15 protein-coding genes are annotated in these 22,184 nt (G+C 68.3%); 8 read left to right on the top strand and 7 right to left on the bottom strand.

Translation table 11 applies throughout. The features are described from left to right. Nucleotides 1-66 precede the first annotated feature (66 nt). The 3 genes from BCF44_RS40600 to BCF44_RS40595 form a co-directional block, all read right to left on the bottom strand. Nucleotides 67-1,101 (bottom strand): integrase core domain-containing protein, encoded by a 1,035-nt coding sequence (locus BCF44_RS40600; protein WP_246016087.1) that lies wholly within the window; start codon nucleotides 1,099-1,101, stop codon nucleotides 67-69. Between the two features lie 252 nt (nucleotides 1,102-1,353). Next, a complete protein-coding gene (locus tag BCF44_RS54915; RefSeq protein WP_147328820.1) occupies nucleotides 1,354-1,533 on the bottom strand; it encodes a hypothetical protein in 180 nt (59 codons plus the stop codon). Between the two features lie 153 nt (nucleotides 1,534-1,686). Beyond that, a complete protein-coding gene (locus tag BCF44_RS40595) occupies nucleotides 1,687-4,647 on the bottom strand; it encodes an AfsR/SARP family transcriptional regulator (RefSeq protein WP_147328819.1) in 2,961 nt (986 codons plus the stop codon). Between the two features lie 199 nt (nucleotides 4,648-4,846). On the opposite strand from BCF44_RS40595, the gene BCF44_RS40590 reads away from it, so the two are divergent. Then, on the top strand, nucleotides 4,847-6,046 hold the full coding sequence (locus BCF44_RS40590) for a hypothetical protein (protein ID WP_116179821.1): 1,200 nt from the start codon (nucleotides 4,847-4,849) through the stop codon (nucleotides 6,044-6,046). 207 nt (nucleotides 6,047-6,253) lie between these two features. On the opposite strand, the gene BCF44_RS40585 is transcribed toward BCF44_RS40590, so the two are convergent. From BCF44_RS40585 to BCF44_RS40570, 4 genes are all read right to left on the bottom strand, one after another. Next, nucleotides 6,254-8,422: an ATP-binding protein gene (locus tag BCF44_RS40585; protein ID WP_116179820.1), complete on the bottom strand. Its 2,169-nt coding sequence runs from the start codon at nucleotides 8,420-8,422 to the stop codon at nucleotides 6,254-6,256. Between the two features lie 161 nt (nucleotides 8,423-8,583). Continuing rightward, the gene (locus BCF44_RS40580; RefSeq protein ID WP_116179819.1) at nucleotides 8,584-9,177 is read right to left on the bottom strand and encodes a PI-PLC domain-containing protein; all 594 of its coding nucleotides are present in this window, start codon (nucleotides 9,175-9,177) and stop codon (nucleotides 8,584-8,586) included. A 122-nt stretch (nucleotides 9,178-9,299) separates the two neighbouring features. Continuing rightward, a complete protein-coding gene (locus tag BCF44_RS56990) occupies nucleotides 9,300-9,518 on the bottom strand; it encodes a hypothetical protein (protein WP_211353452.1) in 219 nt (72 codons plus the stop codon). Nucleotides 9,519-9,726: 208 nt separating this feature from the next. Beyond that, nucleotides 9,727-13,107 carry an AfsR/SARP family transcriptional regulator gene (locus BCF44_RS40570; RefSeq protein ID WP_116179818.1) on the bottom strand — a complete coding sequence of 1,127 codons (3,381 nt, stop codon included), beginning with the start codon at nucleotides 13,105-13,107 and terminating at the stop codon, nucleotides 9,727-9,729. A gap of 279 nt (nucleotides 13,108-13,386) precedes the next feature. Here BCF44_RS40570 and BCF44_RS40565 point away from each other — a divergent pair, with 279 nt between their 5' ends. The 7 genes from BCF44_RS40565 to BCF44_RS40540 all read left to right on the top strand — a co-directional run bounded on the left by BCF44_RS40565 (nucleotide 13,387) and on the right by BCF44_RS40540 (nucleotide 22,065). Next, nucleotides 13,387-14,973: a DUF8189 domain-containing protein gene (locus BCF44_RS40565; protein WP_170218016.1), complete on the top strand. Its 1,587-nt coding sequence runs from the start codon at nucleotides 13,387-13,389 to the stop codon at nucleotides 14,971-14,973. Nucleotides 14,974-15,025: 52 nt separating this feature from the next. Further along, complete coding sequence (locus BCF44_RS40560; RefSeq protein WP_116179816.1) at nucleotides 15,026-15,556, top strand: hypothetical protein; 531 nt, start codon at nucleotides 15,026-15,028, stop codon at nucleotides 15,554-15,556. A gap of 19 nt (nucleotides 15,557-15,575) precedes the next feature. Then, nucleotides 15,576-19,310, top strand: a complete 3,735-nt coding sequence (locus BCF44_RS58765; protein WP_170218015.1) for a hypothetical protein — start codon at nucleotides 15,576-15,578, stop codon at nucleotides 19,308-19,310. A 312-nt stretch (nucleotides 19,311-19,622) separates the two neighbouring features. Further along, nucleotides 19,623-20,024, top strand: a complete 402-nt coding sequence (locus tag BCF44_RS40550) for a hypothetical protein (protein ID WP_116179814.1) — start codon at nucleotides 19,623-19,625, stop codon at nucleotides 20,022-20,024. A gap of 181 nt (nucleotides 20,025-20,205) precedes the next feature. Next, nucleotides 20,206-20,376: a hypothetical protein gene (locus BCF44_RS56045; RefSeq protein WP_170218014.1), complete on the top strand. Its 171-nt coding sequence runs from the start codon at nucleotides 20,206-20,208 to the stop codon at nucleotides 20,374-20,376. Nucleotides 20,377-21,286: 910 nt separating this feature from the next. Continuing rightward, nucleotides 21,287-21,502, top strand: coding sequence for a hypothetical protein (locus BCF44_RS54910; RefSeq protein WP_147328818.1), 216 nt, complete (start codon nucleotides 21,287-21,289; stop codon nucleotides 21,500-21,502). After that, nucleotides 21,499-22,065, top strand: a complete 567-nt coding sequence (locus tag BCF44_RS40540; RefSeq protein ID WP_211353451.1) for a hypothetical protein — start codon at nucleotides 21,499-21,501, stop codon at nucleotides 22,063-22,065. The genes BCF44_RS54910 and BCF44_RS40540 overlap by 4 nt, the downstream gene beginning before the upstream one ends. Nucleotides 22,066-22,184: the final 119 nt, after the last annotated feature.

The raw sequence follows: 22,184 nt of genomic DNA, 5'->3' as shown, positions 1-22,184 counted from the left end.
GGCGCGTTGCGTGTACCGTGCCAAAAGTCGATGCGTAGGCGGTGTCCAGGTGTTTCGCCGGCCAGCTCAGGCAACTCGCCGGTACTCGTTGATCACGCCGCCGAGGATCTTTCGGCGTGTGATCGGAGCGTCCAGCGGGATGACGCTGGCCGGATCGTGGTTTGGTGGCTGTTGGTTGAGGCCTTGGTGTGGCCGGTGGTCGTTGAAATGCCGGGCGTACTCTCCGAGGACGGCGGCGGCGTGCCGTTCGTTGTAGATCAAAATCTGGTCGGTGCACTCCGCTCGGACGCTGCGCACGAATCGCTCCGCGTAGCAGTTCGCGCGAGGCGTCCGCGGCGGAATCATCACGCTGGTGATCCCCTCACCGGCGAACACGGCATCGAACCCGGCGGTGAACTTCGTGTCCCGGTCGCGGACGAGGAACCGAAACGACGCGATCCGCTCTCCCAGGTCCATCACCAGATTGCGCGCCTGCTGGACGGTCCACGCGGCGGTCGGATGCGCGGTGACGCCGAGGATGTGCACTCGCCTTGTACGGACTTCCAGGCCGATGGTGTCGAGGTGAAAGAAGTCCACGGCGAGCAGGCCCTGGATCTGGTTGCGTAGGAAGGTCCGCCACAGGGTGTCGGTACTGCGGGGAGGCGGCCCCGGGCGGGCGTTGCCCAGGATGCGGCGGATCGTGCCGGCTCCCAGTCGGTGGCCGAGTCGGGATAATTCGCCCTGGATTCGGCGGTGTCCCCATCGCGGATTTTCTTGTGCCAGGCGCAGAACCAGACTGCGAATCTCCTCGGTGATGGGCGGACGCCCCATCCGGTTGGGTAGGTCCACTTCTTTCGGACCAGACGGCGGTGCCAGGCCAGGAGTGTGGCTGGCGTGACGATACGGCGTGTCCGGAGCGGGCGCGGTAGCAGCCCTGGCGAGGGCGGACAGGATCGCCCGGTCCGGCCAGGTAGGACGTGGTCGGCCGACCTGACGACGCAGAACGGCGACCTCGTGCCGCAGCATCAGCACCTCAGCGATCAACACGGTCCTGTTGCCAGCGAGCAGCATCAGCCATCCGAGCACCCGAACTGTGAGCAAGTACAAGAGACGGAACGTCACGGGAGGTGATCATGCCGGGGTGTCGCTGGTGACGAAACGCCAGGTCACGGCTGCAGCGTCGAGTTCTGGCACGGTACAGGCTGTGGCCTGTGTGGTGGTGACGAGCGCTGCCCGTCACCACCACACGATGTCGTGTCAAGGCCAGCGACCGTTTTTCCGACGCGATCGTTCGAGCCGGCCCTGACGGGTTGTTCTCGTGACTAAATCACCGCTGGCTTCCATTTCGACACCCCCGCGTGTCGGTTTATTGGTTCAGTCCATTTTCGTTGTCGAGGTGGAGTTCTGTGCCACGTTGATGAGGCCCCATGCCTTCATCTGCGTCTTGCCGGCGGTCGCACCGGCGGTCGAGACCGCAATGACGACGGCAATGGCGGCCGTGGAGGCGACGAAGAAGCCGGCGGTCATTGCCAACCTGTAGTGGATCTTCCTCATGGTCGCGCAGCTTGCCAGACGGCGGAAACCTTCGTTCAACCGGGTGTCACCTGAGAGGTGTCAATCACCCGTCTGCACGCCGCCCGTGCACGTGAACCGAACGTCGTTAGTTGTGAATTGAATTATCTTTCGGGTGACAATACCTGCCCCTTGCTACGCTCCGTGATGTCGATCGGGTGTCGCTTCCGGTTCGTCCGGATTCGTGTCGAAGGTGACGGTGCTCAGCAGGTTCCGCAGCTGTGCCAGTCGGCTGTCCGTATCGGGCGCTCCCGCGTCGAGCAGCACGTCCAGTGCCGCACGCCAGGACGAGCGGGCGCCGTCGCGGTCGCCGCGAGCGGCAAGCGCGTAGCCGCGAACGCGTAGGGCGCGAGTCCGCAAATCCGAGGACCTCACCGTTTCGGGCAATCTGAGGGCCCGGTCGGACCATGTGATCGTGTCGCCGAAGGAGCCGAAATCGTAATGGATCTCGGCCAGGGTCACCTGCGTTTCGGCGACCTTGATCCGGTCGCCGCTCTTGATGTGGAGAACAAGGGCTTTTCTGGCAAGAGGAAGCGCCTCCGAGTTCTCGCCGTGCTCGTGCTTTAGTGCGGCCATCTCGGCGAGGGTCGTGCCCATTCCTCTGGTGTGTCCGATATTTTCGCGGATGCTGAGGGCTCGCCGGTACAGTTCGAGGGCGTCGTCATCGCGACCGAGTTTCCTGTACGTGTTCGCGAGCTGGTCTAGTGCGACCGCTTCGGTGTTCTGGGTCCCGATTTTCTCGACCGCGGACAGCGCTTTCTCGTACAGGCCGACTGCGGTGGCCAGATCGCCGGTGGCCAGGTGCACACTGGCCAGGTTGGACAGCACAATCGGCAACAGCTCCCGGAGACCATGCTCGGTGGCAATGGTCAGCGCCCGGCGTAGCGCCGTCCCGGCGTCGGAGTACCGGCTGATCCGGTGGTAGATCATGCCGACGTCGTTGAGCATTCCGCACTCGCTCTCGGAATTGCCGAGCTCCCGGGCCGCGGCCAGACCGGTGCGGTGGATCGCCAGCAGTTCCGTGTGCTGGAAGAGCCGGTCCAGCACCTCCTGCGCGTAGGCGGCCAGCCGCCAGCAGTGCTCTGGGAAGGCGTGCCGGGCCGCGGTCACAACGGCACTCAGGTTGGCGGATTCTTCGCTGGCCCAAGCGATTACGGCCGAATCATCGGCGAAGGTCATCGGCTGCACCGGGGCCGGATCGGGCAGCGCGGGAATCTCCGCGCCGCCCGGCACCAGCCGACGATGGCCGGCGGCCAGGGACAGCACGAGCCAATCGAGCAGTCTTCGTTGTGCGGCACGGGGATCCGGCACCGCGTCGGTGTGCTCCACGAGTTGGGCGGCATACCCCTGCAGCAGCAGATGCATCCGATAGCGCTGGCCGGCGCCGGGTTGCAGCAGGTTCACGCGGGCCAGGGCACGTAGGTTCGGGTCCACTTCGGACCGTTCCGCGCCGAGCAGGGCGCACACGGCGTCGACGGAGAAGTCTGGGCCGGGCAGCAGGCCGAGCGCGGCGAACGTGCCGGCGGCGGCCGGCGACAGCGCCCGGTAGGACCAGGTGAACGGTGCGGCCAGCGTGGCGGCCTCGTCGTCGCCGACGCCGATCGCGCCGAGCACGTCCTGCCGCTGTAGCTCCCGGGCCAGGTCGGCGAGGCGGGTGTGCGGGCGTTCGACCACACGCTGGGTGACGATGCGCAGCGCGAGCGGCAGGCCGCTGGTCAGGGCGGCCAGCCGTCGGACCGCGTCGTGGTCCTCGGACGCCCGGGCGGGGCCGAGCGAGGCGGTCAGCAGCGCGACGGACTCCGTGGGGTCCAGCGCGGACACCGTGATCGGCACGGCGTGGTCGTGCACGACTAGGCCGGCGAGCAGGTCTCGACTGGTGATCAGCACGACGCAGTTGGGCACGGCCGCGAGCAACGGCCTCAGTTGCACGGTGTCCCGGGCGTTGTCCAGCAAGAGGGCGATCTTCTTGTCACACAGCAGACCTCGTACGCGGGCTTGGCGCTCGTCGACGCCGGCCGGCACATCTTCGCCCAGGTAGAGCAGCAGGAGCGCAAGCCCGTCCTCAGGGGCGAGCGGCGCGGTGGGCCCGTATCCGCGAAGGTCGATGGAGTACTGCCCGTCCGGGAAACGCTCGCGGTTCCGGTCGATCCAGTGCACGGCCAGGCTGGTTTTGCCAATGCCGGGCATACCGTGCAAAGTGAACACGCGGTGCGTGGCGGCGGTGTCGCCCTCGCTCACGAGCGCGTCCAGCCGGGCCAGGATGTCGGCCCGACCGACGAAGTCCGGCACCGCGCGCGGGAGCTGCCGCGCCGGCCGAGCCGGCACGGCCAGGTGCGCGTGCACGGCGGGATCCCATTCCGACCGCAGCAGCCGGGCATTCAGCGCCCGCAGTTCCGGCCCCGGCTCGGCGCCGAGCTCGTCCAGGATCCGCTCGCGGAACCGGTGGAACGCCCTCGTGGCGTCGGGGATCCGGCCGAGCGCGGCCAGCGCCCGCAGCTGTCGCAGCACCAGTTCCTCGTCCAGTTCGCGCTGGCGCAGCAGGGTGAGCACGACCCGAAGGACCTCATTGTTCTCGCCGAGCGCGAGTTGGCTGTCGAACAACGCGTAATGGGCGGGCAGCCGATCGAAGGTCTCCATCTGTTCCCGGCAGTGGTCGGCCCACGGGCCCTTCACGTCGGCTAGCGGCATTGGCGTCCACAGCGCGAGCGCTTCCTTGAGCAGGGCGCACGACTTCGCGTGATCGTGCCGCGCCGCCGATTCGTACGCCCGTTCGGCAATCGCGCGGAACCTGTGCAAATCAATGAGGCTGGGATCGGTGTCGATGCGATAGGCGTCGCCGTCGCGGTCGATCCGCGCCGGCGCGCCGGCCTTTTCCAACGCCTTGCGGAGGCGGCTCACCAGGGCGTGCAGCGAGCTCCGGACCTGCCCGAATGTCCGGTCCGGCGACCACAACTCGCCCACCAGAGTGTCGATCGGGACCGAGTTGTTGACATCGTGCAGCAGCAACGCGAGCAGGCCGCGTTGCTTGGCCGTGCCGAGCTCGGCCGGAACCCCCTGCACGTGCAGCCGGGTCGGACCGAGGATCGTGAATTCCACCAGCGCCGCCCTTCGCTGGTCACCTCCAGACTTCGGATTTCCAGTGTGCACCAGTGAGTGGGCGCCACCACCGCAAAATCGGGATTGTCTCCCGATCGGTCTAGTCCACGCGGGTACGGCAAGAGAACCGCAAGTGCGCTGTCAACGGTGATGGTGACGCTGGTGGCGGGGAAGTCGGGGAAATCTCAAGGGGGTACACATGTCCGCCGCCGAATGGTCGAGCGCGCCGGTCGGCATCGATGCGTCCCGCTGGGTCACGCGTTCGGGCTGCCGCGACGTGCTTGCCGTCGTCCACACTGTCACCAGCGGCCAGCGCCTGCTGGAGGCGGTGGAAACCATCGAAACCGATCGACGGGTGCAGGTCGTGTTCGCGCAGGGCCCGGACGCGTTCAGCAACGGGGTCAACGAGTTCCTGCGGAACACCGGAGGGGTGGTGCTGCCCTGGCAGCAGGCCGTCCGGGAACGCTTCGACCTGGCTATCGCAGCCGCGTACGGCGGGTTGCGTGACCTGCACGCGCCGATTGTGGTGATGCCGCACGGCGCCGGTTACGGCAAGACGCACGGCACCGGAGCGTCCGCCGTGAGCTACGGGCTGGATGCCCAGCGGCTGACCCACAACGGCCGCGTGCTGACGGACGCCGTGGTGCTATCCCATGACAACCAACTGGAGTTGCTGCGCCGGCAGTGCCCGGCGGCGGTCGACCAGGCCGTCGTGGTCGGCGACATCTGCTACGACCGCCTCGCGGCCAGCGTCCCGAGCCGGGACGCCTACCGGGAGGCGCTGGGGGTGGAGCCGGGCCAGGAACTCGTTGTTATCGCGTCGACCTGGGGACAGGACTCGCTGTTCGCCCGCAACGGTGATCTGCTGCCGCATCTGCACGACACGCTGGCCACCGGCCGCCACCGGCTGGCCGCGTTGATGCACCCGTCGGTCTGGTTCGGCCACGGCCGGCGGCAGTTGCGGGCGTGGCTGGCGGACAGTCGCCAAGCCGGGCTCATGCTGGTGCCACCGGAGGTGGATTGGCGGGCGGTGGTCGTCGCGGCCGACTACCTGGTGGGCGATCACGGGTCCCTTCCGGTGTACGCCGCCGCGATCGGCTGCCCGGTGCTGCTCACCGACCAGTCGCTGCACGCCGTGCACTCCGCGGGCTCGGCCCAGGAAGTGCTGTCGGTAACGGCCGTCCGGCTGGTCGCGGCGGAGCCATTGGCTCCGCAGCTGGACCTTGCTCGGCGCCGTGCGCGGGAAGTGGGCGCGAAGGTGGCCGGCCGCCTCACCTCCCGGCCGGGTACCGCCGTGACCGCCTTGCAGGAACAGCTGTACCGGCTGCTCGGCATGACAGCGCCCGGTCGACACCGCGCCGTCGAAGCCGTACCGGTGCCGAACCCGGACCGGTGGTGACTGTGCGCCGGGCCATGGACGGCACTCTGCTCTGCACTGTCCACGATGGACTCGCGGGCCTGGCGGACGTGCTCATCGGCGAGGCTTCCGACGAGGATTCCGCGCGTAGCCTCGCGCACCGAACGTTTTCGGACCACCCGGCCGGAATCGTCCTTTTCATGCTTCCTGACAACGGTGTTTTAGTGTCTTCTCGGGGAGGTGGGACATTCACACTTCACCCGTGCCCGTCTCTTGTGGACGATCTGGCTCTCGCGTTGCACGCGATGTGGTCAGTTCGTTGAGCCTGCTCCGTGCCGCGGGCAGCCGCCACGACCGCAGCGTCGTGAAGATCTCGACCGCGGCACGGAGATACTCGACCGCGTCGTCGGCGTCGCCGCGCCTCCACGCGACCTCCGCGAGCACCTCGCGGCTCTCAGCCACACCGGCCGGGGAGCCGAGGGCCGTCAGCTCGGACAGGGCACGAGTGGCGGTCTCCCAAGCCAGGTCCGTATCCCCCACACCCGCGCAAGCCTGTCCCTGGGCCACGAGGATCCTCGCCTCGTTGTAAGGATCGGGAACCTCCAGCCCGGCGAACACCGCAGGTGCCTCGGCGAGCACATCCAGGGCCGCGCGGTGGCGGCCGGCGGCGGACAGCGCGGCGCCGAGGTTGATCAGGGTCAGCCCCAGCGAACGGGCCGCGCCCAGCCGACGGTTTGTTACCGCCAGCGACTCGAACTCGCTGATCGCCACCTCCGGCTGCCCGGTCTTCAAGTGCAGCAGCGCGAGCCCTTCCTTGGCATCAGCGACACCGCGCTGGTCGTCGATCGATTCCGCCTGCGCCATCGACTGCCGGAAGCACTGCTCGGCCTCTTCGCGCTGGCCAAGCACGACGTTCACCTGGCCCAGCCGCTTCAGCATGTCCGCCTCGGCGAAGACGTTGCCCCACTGGCGGGCGGCAGCCACACCCCGCTGGTCGATCTCCCGCCGGTCGAGATAGTGCTTGCGGTGCAACAGCAAGGGCCACATTACGTCGGACAGCTGCCAGGCGAGCTCGGCCCACCCCCGGTCCATTGCCGCGCGACCGGCCGCGATCAGGTTGATCCGCTCTCCTTCCAGCCAGTCAAGCGCGTTCTCACGGCCGGCGAACTCCGGCAGGTCGGTCGGCTCGGCGGCGAACGCGTACTGCAGCCGGCGGCGGGTCGGGCTTACGAGGTGGTCTGCACGGCTCGCCGCGGCGAGATACCACTCCACGATGGCCCGCAGGGCCGACGCCCGGTCGTCGTCAGCGTCGTGCCGAGCGCATTGCTGGCTCGCGTGCAGCCGCAGCAGGTCGTGCAGCCGGAACCGGTCCTCGCCGACTTCCTCCACCATGCTTACCTCTACCAGCTCGCCGAGCAGATTTCGGGCCACGGCCGGATCCGCGCCCGTCAGCACCGCACAAGCCGGCCCGACGCCGAACTCGGTGCCGGGCTGCAACGCCAGCCGCCGGTACAGCGTCGCCGCGGTGTCCGACAGTGCCCGGTACGACAGGTCGAAGCTGGCCAACACGGACACCTGGCCCGGCGCGGATAGCGCCTCCAGCCGACGCCGCTCGTCGGACAGCTCGGTCACCACCCTGGCCACCGACCACTTCGGCCTGGTCGCGAGCTGCGCCGCCGCGACCCTGAGCGCGATCGGCAGGCCGCCGCACAGGTCCGCGAGGCTCTGCGCCTGCTCGGGTTGGCGGTCCACCCGGTCATCGCCGATCGTCCTGGCCAGCAGCCGAACCGCGGTGGCGGACGTGAGTGGCTCGACCTCGAGGACCCGAGCCCCGTCCGCGGCGAGCCCGGGTAGCCGGTGTCTGCTGGTGACGATCACGGCACACCCCGGCGACGCCGGCAGCGCCAACCTGACCTGGGCCGCCGAGAAGGCGTCGTCAAGGCACAGCAGCAGCGAACGGTCGGCCGTCACGGTGCGGAACAATGCCGCCTGCTCCGACAGGCCGGCCGGGATCCGTTGCGGATCAACCCCCATCGTACGGAGGAACCCGCTGAGGATTTCATGCGGCGACACCGGGTCGGAGCCGCCGAACCCGGCCAGATCGGCATAGAGCTCGCCGTCCGGGAAGCGATTCCGCATCGCGTGCGCCCAGTGCAGCGCGAGTGCCGTCTTACCCACGCCGCCCGGCCCGGTCAGCACGACAACCAGCGGCAACTCGCCCGCCTGCGCTTCGATCAGCATCTCGTCCAACGCGGCCAGCTCGGCCCGCCGTCCAGTGAAATGCATTGGGGCAGGCAGCAACTGCCGCGGCCGCGGCGGTCGATCCAAACTGACCGTTGCGTGCATGTGCACATCACCGTGAATAACCCCGGACTGCACGACATTGGCTACGGCGTCGGTATTCACCTTGTTGTCCACGGTACCCCCGTCCCGTCGGTCCCAATCGACGGTACTTGACCGTGCCCACCGACCGGATCCACCACTCGGTGCACCGCATCGGGGCCCGGTCGGTGAACAGTGTCACGTGCGGTTCCCATTTGGCGCCTGGGCGCAAATGGGAAGCGCACGTGGAGACACCGTCAACCGCGGGGGAGCACCTCGGGCAGCACGGTGGTCAGTTGCCGCCAGTCGGTGCCGACGACGCTGGCGCCCTTGCCGGCCGGCAGCGCCACCCGGTCCTGGGCCTGCTGCACGGTCGGCTTGACGTCGTCGATGGCGGGCTTGACGTTCTCGGCGTCGGTCGTGATCAGGTAGTAGTGGTTGGTCACGTAGAACGAGGTGTCGATGTAGCCGCTGGCGTCGCCGTCGAAGACCACGAACCAGGGCCGCAGGGTGGTGTCGGCCTTAGCGGGTGCGGGGTCGCCGGAGGCGGTGTTGTGCACAGCCGGGAAGATCTGTGCCTGGGCCAGGTTGCCGCTGGTGGTCAGGCCTTTGAGATACCGGGCGTACTCGACGTCGGTCCACAGGCGGTCCGTTGGGTTCTGTTCCTCGATGGTGCCCGGGATGATCTCCACGATCGCTTTGCCGGCCATCGCGGCCCGGGTCGGCCAGTTGTTGGCCTTGGCGGCGACGTCCAGTGTCGGGTACGAGCCGAGCAGGTCGACCAGCCGGAACCGGCTGCCCAGGCTGGTCTGGTCCGAAACAATCCTGAGCCGGGGGCGTGACGTGTTCAACGGTCGCTGGTGCGGTTTGTGATGGCAGTGGGCTCAGGCTGCCTGAATAGGGTCGAAGCGGACGGTGAAGCCGAGGCATTGGCTTGGCGGATTATGCGACGCATAGCGCATTCGGGATCCAGCTAGGCGAAGTAGTCCCCACCCAGGTCGTGGTAGTCCACGTCGCTGGTGAGCATGTGCCAGGTAGCGGTCTCGTCACTGATCGGCGGCCGACCCGGCGGCTTCGGCTGACGCCACCTCCGGGCCACCAACCGGCGATGCCACCGCAGCAACGTGGCGGGAGTGACGATGCGGCACGACCGCAGGGATTTCGGCAGGAGCCGGGACAGGGCCGCGAGCACCGCCCGTCCGCCCAGTTGAGCTGCGGGCGTGGGTTGGTCCGGCGCAGCACCGCGACCTCGTGACGCAGCACGAGTATCTCCGCGTCCTTGGATGCTGAGGACCGAGCGAGCAGTGCCAGTCAGGACAACCCCTTGGCCAAGACTTGATACAACAGTCGAGCAACCACAGCCTGCCGATCATCGAGCGCGGCATATCAGCAGGCCAAGGCTACTGACCGGATTCTCGACCAGGACAGGCGACGTTTTCGGCGGTCTTTGACCACGAACGGGGGCTCGCAGCGAGCAGCCGGCGTAGTTCGTCGGTGTCGGGAATGTCCAGTCCCGCCAGACAGTCCAGGGCCTGTTCCCAGCAGGATCTGGCTTGCTCGCTGTCGCTGCACGCGTCCAGCGCCGAGCCGAGCACATGCAGAGCGCGCGCCTGACCGAAACGCGAACCGGCATTGGTGTGCGCGGCCAGCGCTCGCTGGGCATGGTCACGCGCGGCGATCAGGTCCTGCACGTCGAACGCGAGCCAGGCCAGGAGAGTCTCGCTTTGACCTTCGAGTTCCACCAACTCCGCATGCCTGCCCAGCTCCGCGGCGTCGCGGGCGTGTTCCCGTGCCGTGGTCAGGTCGCCCCGCTGGCGGCACTGGGATGCCAGTTCCAGCAGTGCGGAGATCTCGCCGCGTTGGTAACCGAGGCCGCGCGACATCTCCAGTGCGTTGCGAGCGCAGGTCGCCGCCTCGTCGGGGTGCGCCATTCCTTGGTGCGCGGCGGCGAGAGTGACCAGTGAGTCGACCTGGTCCTGGTCGATGCCGGACTTTTCAGCGATGGCCAATGCTTCGTGAGCCCGGACCAATGCAGCTTTGTGATCCCCAGCCAAGCGGTTGGCGTCGGCCAGCGCTCTCAGCGTTCTGGCCTCGTAATACCGGGTCCCGGTTTCCCGGTAGCATGCCAGTGCCGCCGCGTACTGGTCGATAGCCTCCCTGAAGCGGCCCCGGCGGATCATTACCTCGCCGAGGACAGTGCGAGACGAGGCCACTGTCATGAACGTGCCGCTCGCCGGAGCTACTGTCAAGGCTTCCCGCGCGGACCATTCCGCCCGGTCGAGGTGCCCCCGCTTCCGTTCGATTACACTCAAGTTGATCAACCCGAAGAGCCGGACTTTGTTGAGACCGTGTTCCTCGGCGAGGCGCACGCCCCGTTCGACCTGCTCGGCGGCCGCTCTGAGCTTGCCGTCGGCCTGGAACAGGATGCCAAGACTGATCAGTGCACGGGCTCTGCCGTCATAGGATTCGCATCGGTCGTAGGCGTCCAGTTGGGCCAGGGTGTGCGCCATCGCCGTGCCGCGCTCCTGCACACGGTGGTAGAGGGAGGCGTGGACATAGTGCATGGTTGCCTCCGCATGCGCGTCCCCTGCGGCTTTCGCCGCGTTCAAGGCAGCCTTCGCGGCGACGAGCCCCTCGGCCCGATAGCGGCCACGGGTCACTAGGTAAGCACATAGCGATTCGACGAGGTGCCATGCGGCGAGCACCGGTCCGCGTTCTGTCGCATCGATGACCGCGGCTATGACGTTCAGACCCTCTTGGTCCATCCAGGCGAACGCGGGCGCTGTGTCGTCGAAAGTGGGGCTCGACACCACCAATTCCACTTCGGTGCGTGGCAGCCGAACCCAGGTTTCCCAGAGCACATCAGCGACGGCGTCGAGCCAGCGTACGTAGTAAGCGAACAATCGGGCCCGCGCCGCGTCCGCCTCGGTGGAGTCCTCCTCGATCTGGCAGCGTTCCTCGCTGTAGAGCCGCAACAGGTCGTGGAAACGGAACCGGTCGGACGCGGTCTGCTGGATCAGGCCCGCGTCGACCAGTTCGGCCAGCAGCTTTCGCGCGCGCTCCGCGGGCAGTTGAGCGAGGACCGCGACCGCTTGCAGGGAGAAGTCGGGACCCGGCACCAGGCCCAGCTGCCGGAACAGGCGAGCGACCTCCGGTTTCAGCGCCAGGTAGGACAGGTCGAACACGGCGCGTACAGTGGCTCCGGGATCGTCCTCGATCTCCAGCACGGAGAGCCGGTTGCCGTGCCGCAGATCAGTGACATATCCCCGCGCCGAGTCGTCGTCCCGCAGCAGCAGGTTCGCTCCAGCGATACGCAGTGCGAGCGGCAGATGGCCGCACAACTCGGCTATCTCGTCCAACGCGGCAAGATCGTGCCGACGGTCGTGTCCGATGATGGTGTTCAGCAGCGCGACCGAGTGCTCAGGCCCGAGCACTTCCAGGTTGACCAATCGTGCTCCGCCCAGCGCGGCCAAGCCACGCAGCGATTTGCGGCTGGTGACCAACGCGGCCGATCCTGGCGTACTGGGCAGCAGGTTGCGCACCTGCCCTGGGCTGGCCGCGTTGTCGAGGACCACCAGGACTTTCCGGTCGGCGAGTGCGGTCCGGTAGGCGCTGACGAGACCGTTCAGGTCATCGGGAAGCTGGGCCGGGGACAGGCTGAGGGACTGTAGGAACCGGGCAAGCACCTGTTCTGCGGTCAGCGCCCGGTCCAGCGTGTTGCCCAGCAGGTCGATGAAGAGCTGGCCGTCGGGAAACTGTGCCCGTAAGTGGTGGGCGACCTGTACCGCCAGCGCGGACTTGCCGACTCCGGGCTGCCCGGAGATCGCCACCACGGGAACACCTGTACCTCCATCACCGGAGAGCAGTCCAACGATCTGTTCGAACGTCACACCCCTTCCGACGAAGTCCTGCAGGCCCGCCGGCAGTTGCCTGGGCACCTCCAAGCGGTCCAGCTCCGCACCGCGGACGACGAACGGCGCCGGTGGCGCCGGCAGTTGTCGCGGCACCACCACCGGGCGGGCCTGCGCGCGCGATGGCACATCGAGCAGTGCCGGATCCGTGATCAGGATCTGATGGTGCAGCTCCCGTAACGCGGGGCCTGGATCGGTGCCCAACTCTTCGGCTAGCAGGGCCCGGACCTGCCCGTAGTGGTCCAGCGCGTCGGCGGCACGGCCGGCGCGGTAGAGGGCGAGCATCAGTTGGCCGGCCAGGCGTTCATCCAACGGATGTTCGCCGGCCTGTACGACCAGGTCAGGGAGCAGCCGAGCGTGGTCCCCGTAGCGAAGGTGGAGGTCGTTGCGGTCGAGTTGCGCGGCCAACCGTTCCCGGTTGAGGGACTCCCGAACCGTGGCCAGCCACGCAGTGTCCAGATGAGCGAAGGCCTCTCCACGCCACAACCCCAATGCCTGGTCCAGCGCCACCGCCGCGTGGTCGTCGTCGGCGTCGTGTGCCTGATGGATGAGGCGGCGAAACCGGTGCACGTCGACCGTCTCGGGTGCGACGGTGAGGACGTACCCGCCAAGGCGTCGGGTAATGGTGACGTCCTGGGCAGGGGAGAGCGCTTTTCGCAGGCGGGTGAGGTAAGCCGACAGGGTGCCACGTGCGGTTGGCGGGGGTTGTTCTCCCCACACGCGATCGGTGAGCTGATCGGCCGAGACGACACGGTTCGCATCGACCAGCAGCGCCAGCAACACAGAGAGTTGGCGGATATGTCCGATATCGACGACTTCGCCCTCGATGCGAACTTCGACGTCGCCGAGCAGGCTGAACTCGATGCCCATGCGCGGATCCCTCCCCCTGAACCCCCATGCACCTCGTTGCCTGGATACCAGCTCTGACCAGTCCGTTCAATGAGTTCACAAAGTCTGTGCTCACATGGTCGGCCATCGTGGTCGAAGCGGGGTGACCTTCCTCCTGGTTCCTGATCAAGGAGCTGTGGTCGCCGGACCCGGCATGACCAACTTTCCCCGTTGCGGTCTGCGTCGTCGTGCGAGCGGCATACCTGAGTGGTGGTCAATTCACAACAGGGAGAGAATGGAATGAGAAAGACGAGGACTGCAATGCGCGTGCGTAGGTCGGCCGTGCTTGCGGCCGCGATCCTTGTCGCGTCCGCGACACCGGCACTGGGGCTGTCCGGCGGAACGGTGTCGGACGACTACCCGTTTACAGTCTGGCTGAGCATGGATGGCCGTGGCTGTTCCGGCACACTGATCGACACGCGCTGGGTGGCGACCGCGGCCGACTGCTTCCCGGAGAACCCGCAGGGTGGCGCGCCGGCCAGACGGACAAGCGCGAGCGTTGTCCGGACGATCAGAGATGGCAACGTCGTCGAGGTCGGCTCGGCCCAGGTAGTGAATCTGGTGCCGCGGTCGGACCGAAACCTGATGCTGGCCGAACTCGACGCCCCGGCCACGCGGGTTCAGCCGATCAAGGTGGCGACCACGGGCCCGGCGACGGGTGAGGTCTTGCGCGTCGCCGGGCTCGGCCGCACCACCACGGAATGGGGTGCGCCGACCCAGCCGTCGCCGGCGCAGGGTCCGTCCGCTCGAAGTCACACGTTCTCGGTGACCGCGACGAATCCGAGCGAGATCTCCTTGCTCGGGGACAATGGCGTCGACGCCTGCAAGGGTGACGCCGGCGGCCCGGAGTTCCGTGATGCCAACGGGACGCGGGAGCTCGTGGCGGTCACCGGCAGGTCGTGGCAACACGGCTGCGTCGGCGTGAGCGAGACCCGCCAGGGAACGACCGGGACCCGGGTGGACGACCTGGGCACGTGGCTGCGGCCGATGCTCGGGTGCCTGGCCGACGGGCCGTCCGACGGTATGCCGGTGCCGCCGGCTGGTGGGGTACCTCGTTGGTACGGCTGGGATTCCCCGGACATCCCGGTGTCCGGGGCGCCGGCCGTGACGTCCTCGGCCAGCGGGCGGATCGACCTGTTCGCCAAGGGCGCGGACAACGTCCTCTACCACCGGACCTACCAGAACAACGCCTGGTCCGCGGCGGAGTCGCTCGGCGACGGGATGGCGTCGGAGCCCGCGGTGGTGTCGTGGGCGCCCGGCCGGTTCGATGTGTTCGCCCGCGGTTATGACAACTCGTTGCAGCACAAGTGGTTCGATGGCAGCTGGCATCCGTGGGAGTCACTCGGCGGTATCATCAAGTACGCGCCGACTGTCGCGTCCTGGGGACCAGGCCGGCTCGACGTGTTCGCCGTGGGTGTCAACGATGCCTTGCATCACATGGCTTTCGACGGCGCCTGGCACGATTGGGAGAATCTCGGCGGCACGCTGACCGCGAGCCCGGCCGCGGTGTCGTGGGGGCCGAACCGGATCGACATCTTCGCCCGAGGCGGGGACAACGCGCTGTACCACATGGGTTGGGACAACGGTTGGTTCGGCTGGGAGAACCACGGCGGCTATCTCACCAGTGCGCCGACCGTCACCTCGTGGGGGGCGAACCGGCTCGATGTCTTCGCGGCCGACCGTAATTCCCGGTTGCTGCATTACAGCTGGGAAGGCCAGTGGTTCGGGTTCCAGGACAACGCCGGGCGGCTGACGTCGGCGCCCACGGCCGTCTCGTGGGGTCCGAACCGGGTCGACGTCTTCGCCGCGGGCACGTCGAACGCGCTGTGCCACACCGTGTTCGGCTGACCACAAAGGGCACCCGGAACCGCGAGGTCGCGGCTCCCGAGAATCGGAGAACATGATGAAGCGTTATCTGACGGCCGCGTTGGTGGTCGGCGTGCTGGCGGCCGCCTCGGTTGCCGGCGGGGTCGCGACCGCCGTCGCCGACGGCGCCGCTGACCAGCAGCCATCCACGGTCGAGGACTTCAGCTACCCCGGCGCGGACCAGATCTTCGCCGATACCGGTGTCCGGCTGATTTCCGGCGACGGGCACGTCCTTTTCGCGGACTGCGCCACCCCGCGCACCGGCGACATCGGTCTGGTGCAGGTGCATTCGTCGCAGGCTATCGGCGCCAAGCACGACGGCGTGATTTGCTTCAAGGTCACGGAAACCAGCGGCACCGTGCAGGTGCAGATCCCCGCAGTCTTCGAGATCCGCGGCGACGGCTACGCCCCCGGTGCCGGCCACAAGGTCAAAGCCAAGCTCACCACGGACGCCGGCGCACAGTCCACAGTGGACGTCAATCCGAGCGGAAGCACCCCCGTCGGCCAGGGCACCGGCCCCGGCGCGGCGCCCACCACCTTGCTCCAGCTGACGGCGAATCCCTGAGGGGACGGACATGTATCCGATGAGACGACTACTCGCCACTGGGCTCGGCCTGAGCCTGGTGGCCGCACTGACGCAGGCGCCGGCCGTGCACGCCGACACACCACCGCCCGGTGCGGCCGCCTCGCCGCGTGACACGGTGCTGATGCTGTGGCAGACCGGCGGCCCGCAGGTGAAGGCCGGCGCGGAGCGCGCCCTGGTGGGGACCGACGCCGACGTGGCGGACTTCCTCGCCCACGGGCTGAATCCGGCCGATCAGATCGACCGCCGCCTCGCGGTCAACCGGATGATCTCCGCCGGCGGCCCGGCGGTCGGGTCCGCGGCGCAGACCGCGCTCGACTCGACTGACTCCGGCGCATTGGCCGGGTTCCTGGACAACGGCTGGCAAGGACCATCCGAACAGGACGAACGGCTCCAGGTCGACCAGCTGATCGCCGCCGCCGGTCCGAACGAGCACGCGGCCGGGCAGCAGGCGCTGGACGACGGGTCCGCCGACGCGCTGCGCAAGTTCCTCACCGACGGCTGGGTGAACCCCTGGCTGACCGACACCCGGATCCGGATCAACCAGCTGGTGGCCGGCGGCGGCAACGCCGTCAAGGCGGCCGCGCAGGTCGCCCTCGACACCGGCACGCCCAACGCCTACGCGCTGCTCCTCACCTCCGAACTCGCCGTCGCGCAGGCCCGGGACCAGGAAACCGCCAGCGTCTCCCAACTGGCTGCGGCGGCCAAGGACGCGCAGACCGAAGCCGCACAGCAAACCCAGGCCGCCAAGGACGCCGCCCAGCGCGCGGTCGTCGAGGCGGAGATGGCCCGGCAGGCGGCCGTGGCCGCTGAGCAGGCCACGGAATCCGCTCAGCACAACGCCGCCGACGCCGCCGCGGCAGCCAACCGTGCCGCCGACGCCGCCAACCACGCCGCCGACGCAGCCCGAGTGGCGATCGGCGCGGCCAACGCCGCCAGCACCGCCGCCCGTGGCGCGGCATCCGCCGCCGCCCGGGCGGCGAACGCGGCGTCGCTGGCCGGCGGCGCGGCGTCACGGGCCCAGCAGGCCGCAGCGGCGGCCGCCGGCGACGCCAGCAAGGCCAGCGACGCGCGGCAGGCCGCGCAGGCCGCCCGAGACGTCGCCACGGGGGCCAGCCAGGCCGCCGATGCCGCCGATGCGGCCGGTCAGGCGGCGCAGCAGGCGTACAACGCGGCCAGTGCCGCCCGCGACGCGAGCGGCCACGCCACGGCGGCGGCCCAGGCGGCGACCGACTCGGTGACCTTCGCCAAGCGGGCCGGAGCGGACGCCAGCGCCGCGGAAGCGGCCGCGAGCCGGGCGCGTGCGCAGGCCGTCCGCGCCGACTCGGCAGCCAACGCCGCGCAGGCCTTCGCCACGGTCGCCGCCAACGCGGCCTTCGCGTCGAGGGACGCGGCCCAACGGGCGGCGGCCGACGCGGTCGCGGCCGCGGCGGCGGCCGACGACGCCGCCGACCACGCCGGACATGCCGCCGACGCCGCGAAGGAGGCGACCGATCATGCGAACGCCGCTTCGGCGGCCGCCCAGCGCGCAACCGATGCGGCCAACCAGGCCAAGCAGATCCACGACGCCGCGGCTCAGGCGGACGCCGCCCGCATCGCGACCAACGTGGGCCAGGCCGACGACGCCGCGATCGCGGCCAAGGCCAACGCCGACACGCTGCACTTCGACACCGCGTGGGACGCACCACAGGACAGCAAGCGCGACGCCGAGACCAACCGCCTGCTCACCGAGGCGAACGCCGCCGGCACCGCCCAGTCGGTGGTCGTGGCCGACGCCCGCAAAGTCGCTCTGCGGCTGGCGTCGTCCGGCGGGCCATGGAGCCGGTCGGCAGCCCTGGCCACGCTGGCCGCGTCCGACGCCGAGGCGGTCGCCTACGTCCGTGACGGCGTGAACATCGCTGCGGCGCAGGACGATCGCGAGACGCTGCAGACCGTCGGCGACAACGGCACCGACGGACTCCGGGCCGCCATCGACTCCGTGACCAAGGGCCCGGACGCCGGGGTGCACGCCTTCCTGGTGAATCCAACCTATCCGGACCGCGCCAAGGACGAACGGATCCAGACCAACCAGATCATGGCGGCCGGCGGCCCCACGGTGAAGACCGAGGCGCAGCGGGCGCTGGACGCCGGCACCGACGCCGCGCTGCACGCGTTCGTCACCACCGGCCAGTACTCTGCGGCGGGCAACGACGACCGGCTGGCCGCCAACCAGCTGATCGCCGATCCGAACAGCGGCCCGGAGACCAAGGGTATGGCGCAGGCGGCATTAGACGGCCCGTCCGGATACCTGCACCAGTTCATCGAGGCGGGACAGTACATCTCGATCCGCCACGACCGGGAGGCAGCCGACCACGACGCCGAGGTGCTGGGCCTGCTACAGCAGGCCACCAGCGCGGCGGCCACCGCGACGGCAGACGCCGACACAGCCCAGCAGGTGGCCGCGATCGCGCGGAACGCGGCCGATCAGGCGGCGCAGTGGGCGCAGCAGGCCAGGGACTCGGCCACCCAGGCCGCGGACTACGCCGCGCAGGCCCACGACTCGGCGGTCAGGGCGGCGCAGTCGGCCGCGGACGCCCAGGCGTCGGCCGACACGGCCCGGCAGGCCGCGCAGCGCGCGGAGCAGTCGGCCAAGCAGGCACAGTGGTTCGCGGTGCGGGCCAACGTGTCCGCGAACCGGGCCTACGGCTTCGCCAACACCGCGGTCGCCGCTTGGCACGCGGCGTACGACTCGGCGGTCGCGGCGGGCAAGGACACCGTCGCGGCGATCGACGCCGCCAACACGGCACGCGACGCGGCGGTGCGGAAGGTCAACGACGAGCGGGCGCAACAGGCCTCCGAGATGAAGGATGCCTGCCAGGCGGCCAAGGCGGTCGGCGGCCAGTCGAACTACGCGGACTGCGTGCAGTTCGCCGGGGACGACCCCCAGCACCGCCTCCAGGACATCTACGGCCGCGGTATGTTCTGCCAGCGCTTCATTAACCCCGGCAAGTACCAGGAGAACTGCGCCATGGACGCGCAGTCGCCGACCTTCGGCACCGACCAGTTCCTGTTCCAGACCAATGCCTTGAGCCAGATGATCTCCGCCGTCGGCGGCGGCGAGGCGCTCCTCGACTCCGCGATGATCTGCGTCGGGCTACTCGAGTTCTGCGGTGGTGCGGCGGACGCCGCGTTCACCCAGTGGAGCTACATCACCGAGCAGCTCTCCGAGCTCGCCGCCACCACCTGGCAGAAGATCGGCGTGGCCGTGGCGATCAACGGCCCGACGGCGGCGCTCTTCGAGGAGGGTTGGGATCAGTGGCGGGAATTGGAAACCGAAGAGGTGAAGGACTCGCTGGTTGAGGAGGAGGCCAACCGGTTCGCCGGGATGAGCGAGGCCGACCGGCTCAAGCGACTGGGCATGGACCCCAATCTCGACGGGGCCTTCCAGCAGCACCAACAGGATCTGGCCGTGGCCATCCAGAACCGGCTCGGGGTCAAACTGTTCCGCTGGCCGCTGCGCTCAGGGCCGGCCTGGGTCGGCGCCGACGGCATGACCTACAGCGTGCTGGGGCCGTTCGACCCGAACAACTTCAACGCCCAGACCATCGCCGAGCAGGTACGCCAGGCCGTCAACACCCATCAGGGCAACAAGGCGAACTACGTGCTCGTCGACACGATCGGCCTGCACGCCGACCAGATCACCCAGCTGAAGAACCTTGTCCAGCGCTACGAGCCGTACGCGTTCTTCCTGGACTGACCTGACAGACACAAGCGAGCGCCCGCGCTGTTGCGCGGGCGCTCGCCCACAAGGCACTGAACTCCACATTCTCAGCCTCGAACGCCGGAGTGAACGACCACCGAGGCCCTCGCGCCTGGTCGCCTCACCAGCGAGTCCGTTTAACTGGGTCAAGCCCAACCTGGCGTTCGCGGCCGAGCAGTGATGCGCGCAGGTCAACGCCCGCACGCGCCGCGAGACCCGCGCGGTGCCGGCGGCGCAGATGGCCGATGAGCTGGCACATCCGCACGTGCTGTCCGCCGAACCGCATGCCACCGGGACTACGATTGCCTCATGGCGGAGCGGGTGGTTCTCATTTCACGTAGCTGCACTACCGGCTGGGCTGATGTGATCCATGGCGAGCTGTGGCTGTCTGCCGAGCATCTGATCCGCCGCCGGCTCGGCCTCTGGCAGACCGTCGCCAATGGGCTGTGGAGGACGGTCCCGTCGTCGGCCCCGCAGTACGAGATCACTGCGGACCAGATCCTGGCCATCCAGTGCGAGCATCCGACCAACAGTGTGGTCAGCTGGTCGGACGTGGTCGAGGCCGATTTGCGGAGAGGTCTGCTCTGTAGTCGTCTGTCTGTAGTGATGAGGTCCGGTAGCCGTCGTGTGTTCCTGTGGTTCGCGTGGGATGGAGCGTTCGCCCGGCTGGAGCCGGTCGTCCAGGCCATCAAGGCTGCCCGCGTCTCGTAGTTTCGCTGACAGCCTTCGATGAGAACCACTTGTCGGCGGCGAAGAACGACTCGGCCACCGCGTTGTTAGAGCACTGTACGCCGGTCCCGACGACATCGCCGGGACCGCCGGTGCCACCTCGCCCATGGGTGCGTGGTTCTCGGTCCGGCGGGTCGTCATCGGGTGCTCGTAATCCAACGCCGTGGCATTGGTAGCTGCGGCCGGCGTTGTAGCGCTCAACGTACGCGTCCAGCATGTGGTGGAGGTGGCCGGTGGCCAGGCTCGGACAATGGGCCGCCATGCCGAGTTTGTCGCTTCTGATCCGCTCTACGACGAGCTAGCCGCCATCCTGTTCCTCTCGGCCGTCGAGTGAGTGGATCGTTCAGTTCTGGCCGGGGAAGCGGCTAGCAGGTCGGTGTGGACGAGAGTACGCTGTGCCACAAGGAAGTTCTGCTGGGCTTCTGGTTTTCACACTGGACCGGCTGGAGCAAAACTGGAGCAGGGATGTGTGTTGAACCTACAGTGGACTGCACTGTACGGCACTTAAGTGCAGTGACCGCAGCGGGTTTGACGTGGTGGTTCTCTGTTTTCTCAGTTCAGGGGCACTGTCCAAATCAGACTGGCAGTGTGAGGGTCAGAGGTTCGAGTCCCCTCAGCTCCACAATTGTTGAATATTTCAGATACGCCCCCTGACCTGGGAAAACCGGGACTGGGGGCGATCTTGTATTTTCGTCCCAAGTGGACAGTGGATGACGTAACTGGAGCAGAACTGGAGCAGGGGTCTGACCCTATGCGAAATGGGGTCAGGGTTTGCTCCAGTTCCATGTCACCCGACTGGGGATTCTTCGCTGCGAATCTCTGGTAGCCCCGCTGACGCGTATGACGGTCCCGCCGGGACCGCCTATCGGCGCGATGGGTTTTGCCGCTGCTGTGGCCAAGCCAGGGCACAGCGGGCCTGAAGTTGATCGTTGTCTGGGTGCACCATCGCCCGGATTACCTGGCTCCGCTGCCTGGGCGACGTCCGTGCTTATTGGGCAGGTTGACCAGCGCGTCGGTCCGAGCGAACGCGTTCGACCAGATACCCATTGCGTTGGCAGTCGCAGTCAGGTCGGGGGCGTCGGACAACGACCATCGAACCGTCCAACGTCAAGGCCGGCGGGAAGCAGTGCCCGATCCGGTTCCAGTGCGCGGGCTGCGGGTTCTACCGCCCCGACCCGCCCTACCTGCCCGCCATCGAAGAACACGTCAACGCGCTCAACGCCGACCGCGAGACCGCCCACGCGATGGATGTTGACGACTTCGTCATCCGCAACCTGACCGATCAGGCCACCGCCTTCATCCAGATCGCAACCGCCATGCGCGAGAAGGTGCAGGACCTGCCCGAGGCCGAACGCGCCGAAGTCGAGACCGCCAGCGCCGTCCTGAGCAAAGTGCGGGCCAGCCGCGACCCCAGCGCGGGACGCCCACTGCTTCCCTTGACTGTCAAGGACACGCCGTGACGACCCCGCCGCAGACTGCCGGAATGATCCACGCCCGCCGGCGGGACAGCGAAACCAAACGCGCCCGGGTACTGACCACGCTCGAACACATGCTGGACCAGGGCATCCCGATCACCTTCGCCTCGGTGGCACGGCACGCGCAGGTCTCCACCTGGCTCGTCTACGCCCCCGGCCTGCGCGACGCCATCGAGCACGCCCGCAGCCACCAACACCTCCACCACGCCCCCACACCCTCACCCCAGGCGGACACGCCCGGTCTGCGCACCAATCTCGCCCTCGCCCGCGCCGAAATCTCACGGCTGCGGGCCGAGCGCGACCAACAACAGCACCAACTACGGCTCGCACTCGGCGCCCGCCTGGACAGCATCGCCAAAGCCGACCTGGTCGCCCGCGTTGACGAACTCACCCGCCACAACACCCGACTCACCGCCACCGTGGCTCAACTGCGAACGGACAACCAAGCCCTGCACGTCCGCGTCACTGAACTCGAAGACGATCTCGCCGCGGCCCGAACCAGCCTGCGGCGCATGATCCGTGCCGAGAACCGTCCACCTCAGAGCTGATCACGGGGCACGCCGGTCGCAGGACAGAAAACGGCGCCCCAACAAACGGCGGCACCGTCCCTGATTCGGCAACGGCTACCACACCATCCCGTCAACCAGCTACTGCCACTCACCTTCGA

Origin of the sequence: Kutzneria buriramensis, assembly GCF_003387475.1 — a bacterium.
GTDB classification, from domain to species: Bacteria; Actinomycetota; Actinomycetes; order Mycobacteriales; family Pseudonocardiaceae; genus Kutzneria; species Kutzneria buriramensis.
This window is presented reverse-complemented; position numbering and strand designations above follow the sequence as displayed.

Excerpts from the sequence above, each read along its gene's own strand:
- BCF44_RS40570 (WP_116179818.1), bottom strand. The coding sequence starts at position 13,107 with ATGGGCATCGAGTTCAGCCTGCTCGGCGACGTCGAAGTTCGCATCGAG.
- BCF44_RS40550 (WP_116179814.1), top strand. The coding sequence starts at position 19,623 with ATGGCGGAGCGGGTGGTTCTCATTTCACGTAGCTGCACTACCGGCTGG.
- BCF44_RS40565 (WP_170218016.1), top strand. The coding sequence starts at position 13,387 with ATGCGCGTGCGTAGGTCGGCCGTGCTTGCGGCCGCGATCCTTGTCGCG.
- BCF44_RS54915 (WP_147328820.1), bottom strand. The coding sequence starts at position 1,533 with ATGAGGAAGATCCACTACAGGTTGGCAATGACCGCCGGCTTCTTCGTC.
- BCF44_RS54910 (WP_147328818.1), top strand. The coding sequence starts at position 21,287 with ATGGATGTTGACGACTTCGTCATCCGCAACCTGACCGATCAGGCCACC.
- BCF44_RS40590 (WP_116179821.1), top strand. The coding sequence starts at position 4,847 with ATGTCCGCCGCCGAATGGTCGAGCGCGCCGGTCGGCATCGATGCGTCC.
- BCF44_RS40560 (WP_116179816.1), top strand. The coding sequence starts at position 15,026 with ATGATGAAGCGTTATCTGACGGCCGCGTTGGTGGTCGGCGTGCTGGCG.
- BCF44_RS58765 (WP_170218015.1), top strand. The coding sequence starts at position 15,576 with ATGAGACGACTACTCGCCACTGGGCTCGGCCTGAGCCTGGTGGCCGCA.